Origin of the sequence: Pseudomonas sp. WC2401 (genome assembly GCF_041200115.1) — a bacterium.
GTDB lineage: Bacteria > Pseudomonadota > Gammaproteobacteria > Pseudomonadales > Pseudomonadaceae > Aquipseudomonas > Aquipseudomonas fragi.
Genome location: NZ_CP165623.1, coordinates 990,310 through 1,002,516 on the forward strand (window position 1 = coordinate 990,310; position 12,207 = coordinate 1,002,516).

Consider the following 12,207-nt stretch of genomic DNA (forward strand, 5'->3'; position numbering starts at 1 on the left):
CGGGCTTGCTCGCGATAAACGATTACGCGGTGCTGTTGATGCACCGCGTCGCCTGAATCGCGAGCAAGCCCGCTCCCACATCAGACCTGCCTGGTCTTTGGGAGCTTCACCATGCTCAATATCGTTCTTCCCATCCTGCTGTTCGCCGCCCTCGCCCTGACGATAGTGGGCGCCGTGCGTCGTATGAACATGTGGCGCCGTGGCCGCCCGTCAAAAGTCGACTTGCTCGGCGGACTTTTAGCCATGCCCCGGCGGTACATGGTCGACCTGCACCATGTGGTTGCCCGCGACAAATACATGGCCAACACCCACGTCGCTACGGCTGGCGGCTTTGTGCTGGCGGCCGTGCTGGCGATTCTGGTGCATGGCCTGGGCTTGCATAACCGCATCCTCGGCTATGTCTTGCTGTTGGCCACGACGCTGATGTTTGTGGGCGCGCTGTTTGTGTTCAAGCGTCGCCTCAACCCGCCGTCGCGGCTGTCCAAAGGCCCGTGGATGCGCCTGCCGAAAAGCCTGCTGGTGTTTTCAGCGAGTTTTTTTGTCCTCACCCTGCCGGTGGCCGGTGTGTTGCCCGAAGGTTTTGGCGGCTGGACGCTGGCGGCGGTGCTGGCGCTTGGTGTGTTGTGGGGCGTGTCCGAGCTGTTCTTTGGCATGACCTGGGGCGGGCCGATGAAGCATGCCTTCGCCGGTGCCCTGCACCTGGCCTGGCATCGCCGCCCCGAACGCTTTGGCGGTGGCCGTTCCACGGGCCTCAAGCCGCTGGACCTGAGCGACCGCAGCGCACCTTTGGGGGTGGAAAAGCCCAAGGACTTCACCTGGAACCAGCTGCTGGGCTTTGATGCCTGCGTGCAATGCGGTAAATGCGAAGCCGCTTGCCCGGCCTTCGCCGCCGGCCAGCCGCTCAACCCGAAAAAGCTGATTCAGGACATGGTGGTTGGGCTGGCGGGTGGTACCGATGCCCATTTTGCGGGTAGCCCGTACCCTGGCAAACCGATTGGTGAACATGGCGGTAACCCGCACCAGCCGATCGTCAACGGTCTGGTCGATGCCGATACGCTGTGGTCCTGCACCACTTGCCGTGCTTGCGTTGAAGAGTGCCCGATGATGATCGAGCATGTGGACGCCATCGTCGATATGCGCCGCTTTCTGACCCTGGAAAAAGGCGCGACGCCGAACAACGGTGCCCAGGTGCTGGATAACCTGATCGCCACCGATAACCCCGGCGGTTTTGCCCCCGGCGGGCGAATGAACTGGGCAGCAGACCTGAGCCTTGACCTGATGCGCGACAAGCCCGCCGCAGACGTGTTGTTCTGGGTCGGTGACGGTGCCTTCGACATGCGTAACCAGCGTACCCTGCGTGCTTTCGTCAAAGTGCTCAAGGCCGCGCGGGTCAACTTTGCTGTGCTGGGGCTGGAGGAGCGCGACAGTGGCGACGTGGCCCGGCGCCTGGGCGATGAAGCGACCTTTCAGGCGCTGGCCAAACGCAATATCCAGACCCTGGCGCAGTACCGCTTCCAGCGCATCGTCACCTGTGACCCGCACAGTTTCCATGTGCTGAAAAACGAATACGGCGCCTTTGGCGGCGAGTACCTTGTGCAACATCACAGCACTTACATGGCCGAGCTGATCAGTGCCGGCCTGCTCAATCTCGCTGCGGATGCGGGAGGCAGCGTGACCTATCACGACCCCTGCTACCTGGGCCGCTACAACGGCGAATACGAGGCGCCGCGTGCGGTGTTGCGTGCGCTGGGCATTGAGGTCAAGGAGATGCAGCGCTCGGGCTTTCGCTCCCGTTGCTGCGGTGGCGGTGGCGGCGCGCCGATTACTGACATCCCCGGCAAACAGCGGATCCCCGACATGCGTATGGAAGACATCCGCGAGACGGGCGCCGAACGCGTAGCGGTGGGTTGCCCGCAATGCACGGCGATGCTCGAAGGGGTGGTCGAGCCCCGTGCACAAATCAAGGACATCGCCGAACTGGTGGCCGATGCGCTGATAGAAGACTCAGCTGCGGCCAAACCGGCCCGGCGCCCTGAAGCTGAGGTGATCGCATGAGTGACATTATTCGCCGCGACCCGCGTGCCGAGTGGATCGCCCGCAACCGTCTGCATCCGTTGCACGCGGCCATGCAACCCGCGCAGCAGAGCTGGATGGGACCCAATGGCGTAGTGCGCAAAAACGTCCACGGTGTGGGCTTTATTGGCCCCAATGGCATCAAGCGCATAGACCGCAGCGGTGCGCAGCAGGGCGGGGCGAGCAAGCGTCCGGCCCAGGCCGAGGTGCAATTGCCACTGCATCAGATCACGGCTGCAGCTTTTTATATCGCCGTGGTGCCGGACATGGTCGGCGGCCGCCTGAGCAGTCACGACCGCGATCTGCTCGGGCTGGCCCGACAATTGGCGGGCAGCGATGGCGCCGTATTGGCCGTGGTGTTTGGCGAGTGCAAGGAAACGGCCTTTGCCACGGCCGGGGTGGATCGGCTGTTGCTGCTCGACAGCCAGGGTTATGCACCGGAGCAACGGGTGCTGGGTTTGCGCGCTGTGGATAACCAGTTTGCGCCGCGCCATTGGCTGTTACCTGACAGCCGCACGGGGGGCGGTGAACTGGGCCGACGCTTTGCCGCCAGCCTGGGCGAGCGCCCGGCTACGCGGGTGTGGCAGGTCAAGGACGGCGCCTGTATCGGCCGTGCCGGGGCAGGCCTGCAGGATCTGGCGCAGCCGTTGCGCCGGTTGATTCTGGCGACGGCCGAATGCGCCGAACCGGTCAGTGAAACCCGTCATGAAGCCTTGGTGGTGCAGTTATCCACAGCCGCAGTGCCGTGCCTGGCGCGGATCGATGATTTGGGCGCGGTGGAGGTCGACCCGGCCGCGGTGCCTATGGCCGAGGCCGAATTTATCCTCAGCGGCGGCAACGGGGTTAAAGACTGGGCGCTTTTCCACAGGGCGGCGGCGGCACTGGGCGCCACCGAAGGTGCGTCGCGGGTGGCGGTGGATGACGGCTTTATGGGGCGTGACCGGCAGGTGGGTGCCAGTGGCACCTGGGTCACGGCGCGGGTCTATGTGGCGGTCGGCATCAGCGGTGCGATCCAGCACCTGCAAGGGATTGGCGCGTGCGACAAGGTGGTGGCGATTAACCAGGATGCGGGCTGCGACATGATCAAACGCGCTGATTTGTCGGTCATCGGTGACGGGGCGGCGGTGCTTGAAGCGCTGATCGTGGCTGTGGATAACTGGCGCAACGCAAACTCTGTGGGAGCGGGCTCGCCCGCGATTCAGGCGACCCGGTCTGCCTGATCCACCGCAGTGATCCCATCGCGAGCAAGCCCGCTCCCACAGGATTGAGTTCAGTCTGGAGATTTATAGATGACCATCGCCACCGTTGCACTGGTTTCAATCGGCACCCATCCCGCTTCAGGCCGCACTCGTCGCGCCGAGCAGGACGCGCGTGCCGTCGAGCTGGGCCTGGAGCTGGTTGGGGATAATCTGCATGTGCTGCATGCGGGCAACCCCCATGAGCCGGCCTTGCGCGCCTATCTGGGCATGGGCCTGGACGAACTGCATGTGCTGGAAAAAGCGGACGGCGCCGATGCCGTGCCGGTGTTGCGCGATTACATCCGCGAGGCCGGTGTGCAACTGGTGCTCACCGGTAGCCAGGCCGAAACCGGCGAAGGCTCGGGCATGCTCCCGTACCTGCTGGCCGAGGAGCTGGGCTGGCCGCTGCTGGTGGGCGTGGCGCAGATCGAATCTGTCCACAACGGCGTGGCGCAGGTGCTGCAAGCCTTGCCCCGGGGCCAGCGACGCCGGCTGCAGGTGCGGCTGCCGTTTCTGGTCACTGTGGATAACGCTGCTCCCAAGGCGCGGCAAAGCGCCTACGGCCCTGCCACGCGGGGTTTGGTCAACGCCGAAGTGGTTGAAATCGTCGCCGATGAGTTATCCACAACGGGGAGCCTGCAACCTGCGCGACCACGGCCCAAGCGCTTGAAGGTGATCAAGGCCAAGAGTGGCGCAGATCGTATGAAAGCCGCTACGGCCAAGTCCGCTGGCGGTTCCGGGCAAGTGCTCAAGGGCATCGGTGCCGAAGAGGGTGCCCAGGCCATTTTGAAGCTGTTGATTGAAGAAGGTGTGGTGCGCTGACACTTGCCCACAAAGTCTGTTAGCGCTTATGTGGATAAGTTGTTTGCTATCGTCCGTAAGCCATATAAACCGGGCCTTGCAAGGTTCTGGTCAAAAAACGATCAATCTGCTGTTTTATCCACTGGCCAGCCTTTAAACCCCTGAATAATCGGTTGATTGCGCGGTTTTCCACAGTCTGGGCGGCCAGTGCATAAGTTGCGCACAATCTCTGTTGGTGGATATGTGGATAAGGTGTTCGCGGCTGGCTACAGACCTTTAGAATCGTGGCTTGCAGGGTGTTGTACAAAAAACGCTCAATCGTGATTATCCGCACGACTTGTCCACTTCCCCACAATTGCTGTGGGTGTGCCTGTGGACAAGTTGTTAGCGGAGGGCTGTGGCCCTTGCCGTGCGTGGCGTGTAGAGGTTTGATCGAAAAGTGATCAGTGCTGGCTATGTCCGATTATAAACAACTTGGCCCAGCGCATTTATGAGCGTCATGGGTTCGAGATCGTCCAAACCTGTCAGATAAGCCCCTCAATGTGGGAGCGGGCTTGCCCGCCCCCACAGGTTGATGTGTATTTATTGGGCAACTACACCCTTGAGGTACGCCGCCGGCGCCGCCCCCAGGTTGTTCAGCAGCCGCTCGCTGTACCAGTCGACAAAGTTGACCACACCAAACTCGTAGGTTTGTGAGTACGGCCCTGGTTGATAGGCGATCGAGTTGATACCGCGCTGGTTTTCTTCTGCCAGGCGGCGGTCCTGGTCGTTGGTGGCGTCCCAGACCTTGCGCATGCGTTCCACGTCGTAGTCCACGCCTTCGACCGCGTCCTTGTGGACCAGCCATTTGGTGGTGACCACAGTTTCCTGCGCGCTGATCGGCCACACCGTGAACACGATGATATGGTCGCCCATGCAGTGGTTCCAGGAGTGGGGCAGATGCAGGATACGCATCGAGCCCAGGTCCGGGTTTTTGATGCGCCCCATCAGCTTTGCGCAGCCTTGTTTGCCATCCAGGGTCATCGACACGGTGCCCTTGAGCAGTGGCATGCGCACGATGCGGTTGCGCAGGCCGAAGCTTGCATGGGCGTAGGGGATTTTTTCGGCGTCCCAGGCGGCGGCCGAAGCCGCGACGTGATCCTTGAATGCCTGGTCGGCGCGCGGGTCGGTGACGTCGTCCCATTCCAGCAGGGTCTTGAGCAACTCGGGGTGCGACGCATTGCAGTGGTAGCACTCGCGGTTGTTTTCCAGCACCAGCTTCCAGTTGGCCTTTTCCACCAGGGTGGTCTGGATCGCCACCTTGGTGTTTTCCATGTCGTAAGGTTCCATGTAGTGGTTCAGGGTGGCCAGGAACTCGTCGATGGCCGGCGGGTGTTCGGCCAGGCTGATAAAGATGTAGCCGCCCGCCGTTTTGACGTTCACCGGCTTGAGGCCGTATTGCTTCATGTCGAAATCGGCGCCCATTTCGGTGCCGGCAAACAGCAGGCGCCCGTCCAGCTCGTAGGTCCACTGGTGGTAATGGCACACCAGTTTGGCCACCTTGCCCTTTTCGCTGGTACACAGCCGCGAGCCGCGATGGCGGCACACGTTATGAAAGGCATGCACCTGGCCTTCGGCGCCGCGGATCACGATGATCGGGTTGTTGCCCACCTGCAGGGTCAGGAAGTTGCCCTTGGTCGGAATCTCGCAGGTCATGCCTGCAATCAGCCACTCCTTCTGGAAGATCTCCTGCATGTCGATCTGAAACAGACGCTCGTCGTTATAGAACGGCTGCGGCAGCGAATAGGTGCGCTCGCGGTTCTGCAGCATCTCGGCGGTGGCCTTGCGTGCGGGTTCCAGTGGATCGCCCAGGCTCAGGTTTGCGGTGACGTCCATCGTTGTAGTCCTCATGGCCATCGGATGTGGCCTAAAAATGGCTGATCAGGGGTGCGACGCAAGGCAAAGCAATACATGCAATGAGTGGCGCTGAGTGTGCGTTCGAAGTGCGTCGGGGCCATATCTGCGGGCGACATGGCCCAATCTGTTCCCGACGCGCAAGCGCCCACTCTCAGGGGCTGGTCGCGATAAGTATGTGGATGTCGCGAATGGATAAATGGCCGTCTCAGGGCATGCGCAGAATCGCCAGCAAGAGGCCGGCTGTCGGCCGTGGAGAAGCGCATGTCCAACAGCTTTCTGAACCCGGTAACCACCCAGACCTGGGCCAATGGCCGACACATCGTGCGATGCGTCAAAGTGATTCAGGAAACCTGGGATGTGCGCACCTTCTGCTTTATGGCCGACCAGCCAATCCTGTTCTTTTTCAAGCCGGGGCAGTTCGTGACCCTGGAGCTGGAAATCGACGGTGACCCGGTGATGCGCTCGTACACCATTTCCAGTTCGCCGTCGGTGCCGTACAGCTTCTCGGTGACCATCAAGCGCGTGCCCGGCGGGCGGGTGTCCAACTGGCTGCACGACACCCTGCAGGAAGGCCAGGAGCTGGCGGTACACGGCCCGGTCGGGCTGTTCAACGCCATCGATGCGCCCAGCCCCAAGGTGCTGTACCTCAGCGGTGGTGTCGGGATTACCCCGGTGATGTCGATGGCGCGCTGGTTCTACGACACCAACGCCAATGTCGACATGGTGTTTATCCACAGCGCCCGTTCGCCCAAGGACATCATTTACCACCGCGAGCTGGAGCATATGGCCTCGCGTATCGACAACTTCAGCCTGCACCTGATCTGCGAGAAGCATGGGCTGGGCGAACCCTGGGCCGGGTATCGCGGCTATCTGAACCACAAGATGCTCGACCTGATGGCGCCCGACTTTATGGAGCGCGAAGTGTTTTGCTGCGGGCCGACGCCTTATATGAATGCCGTGAAGCGCCTGCTGGAAAGCAACGGCTTTGACATGAGCCGGTATCACGAAGAGTCGTTTGGCGCGACGCCGCCCGAAGTGCGGGCCGAGGCGGTGGAACAGGCCGAGCAGGCGGCCGACGCGCCGGAGCTGGACGTGGCAGACTTGAATCAGGTGGAATTCACCGCTTCCGGCAAAAGCATCCGTGTGGGCCCAAGCGAGACGGTACATGCCGCTGCAGCCAAACTCGGGCTGATGATCCCCAAGGCCTGCGGCATGGGCATTTGCGGGACATGCAAGGTGCTGAAACTGGGCGGCGAGGTGGAGATGGAGCACAACGGCGGCATCACCGATGAAGACGTCGCCGAGGGCTACATCCTGTCGTGTTGCAGCGTGCCCAAAGGCGATGTGCGCATTGAGTTTTGAGGTTTTTACCCTCACCCCAACCCTCTCCCTGAGGGAGAGGGAGCTAATTGTCAGTGGTCTTGAAGGCGCGCGCGGTCAGTCCCCTCTCCCTTCGGGATAGGGTCAGGGTGGGGGGCTTTTGCTGTTTGAAAGGCGAGACCGGGAACAAAGGCTCTAAAGCAGAGTCATTAGGGGTCTGATAAGGCCGGTTGCCGCTAGCTTAGCCGGTGACTTTTCTTTATCGTACGCGCCCTTCGAAACTGCTTGAGAACACCACCATGATTGAGTCATCCCTTAGCAAACTGGAACAACTGGTCAGCGACCTGGTACAGCAAAAACAGGAACTGCTGGACGCCAACGAGCAACTGAACACCGAACTGGCCCAGGCCCGTGACGAAAACGAAAGCCTGCAACTAACCCTGATGGAACAGGAAGAAAAGCAAGGCGCGACCGCCGCCCGCATCCAGGCACTGGTTGAGCGCGCGAGCCCTGTCAGCGCATGAGCCTTGACAGAGACGGAGTAAATGTCGTCTCGATTCTGGGTAACGACTACACGATCAAGGCGCCGGAGGGGGAGCAAAAGACCCTGATGGCGGCTACGGTCATGTTGAAAGCCGCCCTGGCCGAAACGAAAAGAAAGTACCCGAGCCTGATCGGGGACAAACTGCTGGTGCTGGCAGCACTGAATCTGTGTTCACAACAGATTGAGTTGCAACTGAGCCACAAACAGGAACTCGACCGTTATCAAGAGCAAGTCAGCGCCACGGTCGATGTGATTGAACGAACGTTAGGGCAATCCTGACGCTTCGCCCATCAATCATCCCCTGTGGGAGCGGGCTTGCTCGCGATTAAGGCAACGCGGTGTGTCTCAACGACTGCGCTGATGCCTTCGCGAGCAAGCTCGCTCCCACAGTATTGCGGGTGCGTTTAATTAAGCTGACATCACTTCCCGAATATCCGCCGCCAGTTCCCGCACTCGGGCTTCTTCGGTGTCCCACGAGCACATGAAGCGTGCGCCGCCCTTGCCGATAAAGGTGTAGAAGCGCCAGCCCCTGGCGGTCAATGCAGCCACGGCCGGTTCCGACAGTTGCAGGAACACGCCATTGGCCTCCACCGGAAACATCAGCTCGACCCCCGGAATGTCACTCACCAACTGGCTCAGCAACTGCGCGCAGTGGTTGGCGTGGCGCGAGTGTTTGAGCCAGGCGTCGTTTTCCAGCAGGCCCACCCACGGCGCCGATAGAAAGCGCATTTTCGAGGCCAGTTGCCCGGCCTGCTTGCAGCGGTAGTCAAAATCCACTGACAAGGCATGGTCGAAAAACAGGATCGCCTCGCCCACCGCCATGCCGTTTTTGGTGCCGCCAAAACACAGCACATCCACACCGGCTTTCCAGCTCAGCTCTGCCGGGGTGCAGCCCAGGAAGGCGCAGGCATTGGAGAAGCGGGCGCCGTCCATGTGCAGCAGCAGGCCCAACTCCTTGCAGGTGTCGCTGATGGCGCGGATTTCTTCGGGGCGGTACACGCTGCCGACTTCGGTGGCCTGGGTGATGGTGACCACCCGCGGTTTTGGATAGTGGATGTCCTTGCGCTTGAGGGCGATTTCGCGGATCGACTCGGGGGTGATCTTGCCGTTTTCAGTGCGCGCGATCAGCAGTTTGGAACCGTTGGAAAAGAACTCCGGGGCGCCGCATTCGTCGGTTTCGACGTGGGCGGTTTCGGAGCAGATCACGCTGTGAAAGCTCTGGCACAGGGACGACAACGCCAGGGAGTTAGCCGCCGTACCGTTGAAGGCGAAATACACTTCGCAGTCGGTTTCGAACAGTTTGCGAAAGTCGTTGGAGGCGCGCAGCGTCCACTCATCGTCACCGTATGAGCGCTGGTGGCCGTGGTTGGCCTTTTCCATGGCGGACCAGACTTCAGGGCAGATACCGGAGTAGTTGTCGCTGGCGAATTGTTGGCTCTTATCAGTCATTTCCCGGTTCCATGGTCCAATTGTGTGGGTGCACTTTATCCAACATTCAGGCAGGTGCACAGGCACGACGTGAAGTGCGGAAATACCTTACAAAAGAATAGCCCAAAGCCCCATAACAAAATGTGGGAGCGGGCTTGCCCGCGATGGCATCGCCCGGTTTCGCCAGGCAAACCTCGCAGCCAGTATCGCGAGCAAGCCCGCTCCCACAGGGTTATGGGAAACCATGTCGTAAACGCACCATTGCGTGGCGTCCATGGGCATTTGGTCTGCCTGCGCCAGCTCTACCATCTGGCTCAAAGGGCATCAGCCCCACCGAGACCAAAAGGCGCGCTGGCGCTGGGAGAACGCAATGTTCAGCAAGCAGGATCAGATCCAGGGTTACGACGACGCCTTGTTGGCGGCCATGAACGCCGAAGACCAGCGCCAGGAAGATCACATTGAGTTGATCGCCTCCGAGAACTACACCAGCCAGCGCGTGATGCAAGCCCAGGGCAGCGGCCTGACCAACAAGTACGCCGAAGGCTACCCGGGCAAGCGCTACTACGGCGGCTGCGAGCATGTGGATAAAGTCGAACAGCTGGCCATCGACCGCGCCAAGCAATTGTTCGGCGCCGATTACGCCAACGTGCAGCCGCATTCGGGCAGCTCGGCCAACGCAGCGGTGTACCTGGCGTTGCTCAATGCTGGCGATACCGTGCTGGGCATGAGCCTGGCCCACGGCGGCCACCTGACCCACGGCGCCAGCGTCAGCTTCTCGGGCAAACTCTACAACGCCGTGCAGTACGGTATCGACACCAGCACCGGCTTGATCGACTACGACGAAGTCGAGCGTCTGGCTGTTGAACATCAACCAAAAATGATCATTGCCGGATTCTCGGCCTACTCCAAATTCCTCGATTTCCCACGCTTTCGTCAGATTGCGGACAAGGTCGGTGCATATCTGTTTGTGGATATGGCCCACGTTGCCGGGCTGGTGGCGGCCGGGCTGTACCCCAACCCGCTGCCGTATGCCGACGTGGTGACCACCACCACCCACAAAACCCTGCGCGGCCCCCGTGGTGGGCTGATCCTGGCCAGGGCCAACGAAGCGCTGGAGAAAAAACTCAACTCGGCGGTGTTCCCCGGCGGCCAGGGCGGGCCGTTGATGCATGTAATTGCTGCCAAGGCCGTGTGCTTCAAGGAAGCACTGGAGCCGGGCTTCAAGACCTATCAAAAACAGGTCATCGATAACGCCCAGGCCATGGCCGAGGTGTTTATCAAGCGCGGCTATGACGTGGTCTCGGGCGGTACTGACAACCACCTGTTCCTGCTCAGCCTGATCCGTCAGGGCCTGACCGGCAAGGACGCCGACGCGGCCCTGGGCCGCGCCCATATCACGGTCAATAAAAATGCGGTACCCAACGACCCGCAATCACCCTTTGTCACCTCGGGCCTGCGCATCGGCACTCCGGCAGTGACCACCCGCGGTTTCAAGGTGGCGCAATGCACGGAGCTGGCGGGCTGGATCTGCGACATCCTCGATCACCTCGGCGATGCCGATATCGAGGCCGATGTGGCCCGCCAGGTGACTTCGCTGTGCCAAGACTTCCCGGTTTATCGCTGAGCGCGTTTTTGGAGTAGATCCTATGCAACGGTATTCAGGCTTCGGCCTCTTCAAGCACTCCCTCAGCCACCACGAAAACTGGCAGAAGATGTGGCGCACACCGACCCCGAAAAAGGTCTATGACGTGGTTATCGTCGGCGGTGGCGGCCACGGGCTGGCGACCGCTTACTACCTGGCCAAGGAACACGGCATCACCAACGTGGCCGTGGTCGAGAAGGGCTGGCTGGGCGGCGGCAACACAGCGCGCAACACCACCATCGTGCGCTCCAACTACCTGTGGGACGAGTCGGCGCACCTGTATGAACACGCCATGAAACTGTGGGAGGGTCTGTCCCAGGACTTGAACTACAACGTCATGTTCTCCCAGCGCGGCGTCTACAACCTGTGCCATACCCTGCAGGACATGCGCGACTCCGAACGCCGGGTAAGCGCCAACCGCCTCAACGGCGTAGACGGCGAACTGCTCCACGGCAAGCAGGTGGCGGATGAAATCCCGTACCTCGACTGCTCGAAAAACACCCGTTACCCGATCATCGGCGCCACCGTACAACGGCGTGGCGGCGTGGCCCGCCACGATGCCGTGGCCTGGGGCTTTGCCCGCGCCGCCGATGCCCTGGGCGTGGACTTGATCCAGCAAACCGAAGTGCTCGGCTTTCGCAAGGAAAACGGCGTGTGCATCGGCGTCGAAACCAGCAAGGGCTTTATCGGCGCCAAACGCGTCGGTGTGGTCACGGCTGGCAACTCGGGGCATATGGCCCGCCAGGCGGGCTTTCGCCTGCCCATCGAATCGCACCCGCTGCAAGCGCTGGTGTCCGAGCCGATCAAGCCGATTATCGACAGCGTGATCATGTCCAACGCCGTTCACGGCTATATCAGCCAGTCCGACAAGGGCGACCTGGTGATCGGTGCCGGGATCGACGGCTGGGTCGGCTACGGCCAGCGCGGCTCGTACCCGGTGATCGAGCACACCATTCAGGCGATTGTGGAGATGTTCCCGGTGCTGTCCCGCGTGCGCATGAACCGTCAGTGGGGCGGCATCGTCGATACCACGCCCGATGCCTGCCCGATCATCTCGAAAACCCCGGTGCCGAACCTGTTCTTCAACTGCGGCTGGGGTACCGGCGGCTTCAAGGCCACCCCGGGTTCGGGCAACGTGTTTGCCGCCAGCCTGGCCAAGGGCGAAATGCACCCGCTGGCCGCGCCGTTTTCCATTGACCGGTTTCACACCGGTGCCCTGATCGACGAACACGGCGCAGCCGCTGTCGCCCACTAACAGGAGAAAT

10 protein-coding genes are annotated in these 12,207 nt (G+C 61.3%); 8 read left to right on the forward strand and 2 right to left on the reverse strand.

What is annotated here, in order from left to right; translation table 11 throughout:
* Positions 1-111: 111 nt before the first annotated feature.
* The 3 genes from dgcB (at position 112) to AB3G35_RS04450 (ending at position 4,133) form a co-directional block, all read left to right on the forward strand.
* Positions 112-2,055 carry a dimethylglycine demethylation protein DgcB gene (gene dgcB, locus AB3G35_RS04440; RefSeq protein ID WP_369782337.1) on the forward strand — a complete coding sequence of 648 codons (1,944 nt, stop codon included), beginning with the start codon at positions 112-114 and terminating at the stop codon, positions 2,053-2,055.
* Complete coding sequence (locus AB3G35_RS04445; protein ID WP_340079290.1) at positions 2,052-3,293, forward strand: electron transfer flavoprotein subunit alpha/FixB family protein; 1,242 nt, start codon at positions 2,052-2,054, stop codon at positions 3,291-3,293. The genes dgcB and AB3G35_RS04445 overlap by 4 nt, the downstream gene beginning before the upstream one ends.
* 69 nt (positions 3,294-3,362) lie before the next feature.
* Positions 3,363-4,133, forward strand: coding sequence for an electron transfer flavoprotein subunit beta (locus AB3G35_RS04450; RefSeq protein ID WP_369782338.1), 771 nt, complete (start codon positions 3,363-3,365; stop codon positions 4,131-4,133).
* Positions 4,134-4,694: 561 nt separating this feature from the next.
* Here AB3G35_RS04450 and gbcA read toward each other — a convergent pair.
* Positions 4,695-5,987 (reverse strand): glycine-betaine demethylase subunit GbcA, encoded by a 1,293-nt coding sequence (gene gbcA / locus AB3G35_RS04455; RefSeq protein ID WP_134050219.1) that lies wholly within the window; start codon positions 5,985-5,987, stop codon positions 4,695-4,697.
* 282 nt (positions 5,988-6,269) lie between these two features.
* Here gbcA and gbcB point away from each other — a divergent pair, with 282 nt between their 5' ends.
* The 3 genes from gbcB (at position 6,270) to AB3G35_RS04470 (ending at position 8,151) form a co-directional block, all read left to right on the forward strand.
* Positions 6,270-7,370, forward strand: a complete 1,101-nt coding sequence (gbcB, locus tag AB3G35_RS04460; RefSeq protein WP_016782569.1) for a glycine-betaine demethylase subunit GbcB — start codon at positions 6,270-6,272, stop codon at positions 7,368-7,370.
* Between the two features lie 257 nt (positions 7,371-7,627).
* Entirely contained in the window at positions 7,628-7,852 is a 225-nt protein-coding gene (locus AB3G35_RS04465) for a hypothetical protein (protein ID WP_016782568.1), read from the forward strand.
* Positions 7,849-8,151 carry a cell division protein ZapA gene (locus AB3G35_RS04470; protein WP_016782567.1) on the forward strand — a complete coding sequence of 101 codons (303 nt, stop codon included), beginning with the start codon at positions 7,849-7,851 and terminating at the stop codon, positions 8,149-8,151. The genes AB3G35_RS04465 and AB3G35_RS04470 overlap by 4 nt, the downstream gene beginning before the upstream one ends.
* A 129-nt stretch (positions 8,152-8,280) precedes the next feature.
* Here the strand turns inward: AB3G35_RS04470 and AB3G35_RS04475 are convergent, their stop codons facing one another.
* Positions 8,281-9,321 carry a low specificity L-threonine aldolase gene (locus tag AB3G35_RS04475; protein WP_094999835.1) on the reverse strand — a complete coding sequence of 347 codons (1,041 nt, stop codon included), beginning with the start codon at positions 9,319-9,321 and terminating at the stop codon, positions 8,281-8,283.
* 349 nt (positions 9,322-9,670) lie between these two features.
* On the opposite strand from AB3G35_RS04475, the gene glyA reads away from it, so the two are divergent.
* Positions 9,671-10,924 (forward strand): serine hydroxymethyltransferase, encoded by a 1,254-nt coding sequence (glyA, locus tag AB3G35_RS04480; protein ID WP_086795664.1) that lies wholly within the window; start codon positions 9,671-9,673, stop codon positions 10,922-10,924.
* A 22-nt stretch (positions 10,925-10,946) separates the two neighbouring features.
* Positions 10,947-12,197, forward strand: coding sequence for a sarcosine oxidase subunit beta family protein (locus AB3G35_RS04485; RefSeq protein ID WP_369782339.1), 1,251 nt, complete (start codon positions 10,947-10,949; stop codon positions 12,195-12,197).
* Positions 12,198-12,207 lie beyond the last annotated feature (10 nt).

Bases quoted from the DNA above. Each gene is read 5' to 3' on its own strand.
- dgcB (WP_369782337.1), top strand. From the start codon at position 112: ATGCTCAATATCGTTCTTCCCATCCTGCTGTTCGCCGCCCTCGCCCTG.
- AB3G35_RS04445 (WP_340079290.1), top strand. From the start codon at position 2,052: ATGAGTGACATTATTCGCCGCGACCCGCGTGCCGAGTGGATCGCCCGC.
- AB3G35_RS04450 (WP_369782338.1), top strand. From the start codon at position 3,363: ATGACCATCGCCACCGTTGCACTGGTTTCAATCGGCACCCATCCCGCT.
- gbcA (WP_134050219.1), bottom strand. From the start codon at position 5,987: ATGGACGTCACCGCAAACCTGAGCCTGGGCGATCCACTGGAACCCGCA.
- gbcB (WP_016782569.1), top strand. From the start codon at position 6,270: ATGTCCAACAGCTTTCTGAACCCGGTAACCACCCAGACCTGGGCCAAT.
- AB3G35_RS04465 (WP_016782568.1), top strand. From the start codon at position 7,628: ATGATTGAGTCATCCCTTAGCAAACTGGAACAACTGGTCAGCGACCTG.
- AB3G35_RS04470 (WP_016782567.1), top strand. From the start codon at position 7,849: ATGAGCCTTGACAGAGACGGAGTAAATGTCGTCTCGATTCTGGGTAAC.
- AB3G35_RS04475 (WP_094999835.1), bottom strand. From the start codon at position 9,321: ATGACTGATAAGAGCCAACAATTCGCCAGCGACAACTACTCCGGTATC.
- glyA (WP_086795664.1), top strand. From the start codon at position 9,671: ATGTTCAGCAAGCAGGATCAGATCCAGGGTTACGACGACGCCTTGTTG.
- AB3G35_RS04485 (WP_369782339.1), top strand. From the start codon at position 10,947: ATGCAACGGTATTCAGGCTTCGGCCTCTTCAAGCACTCCCTCAGCCAC.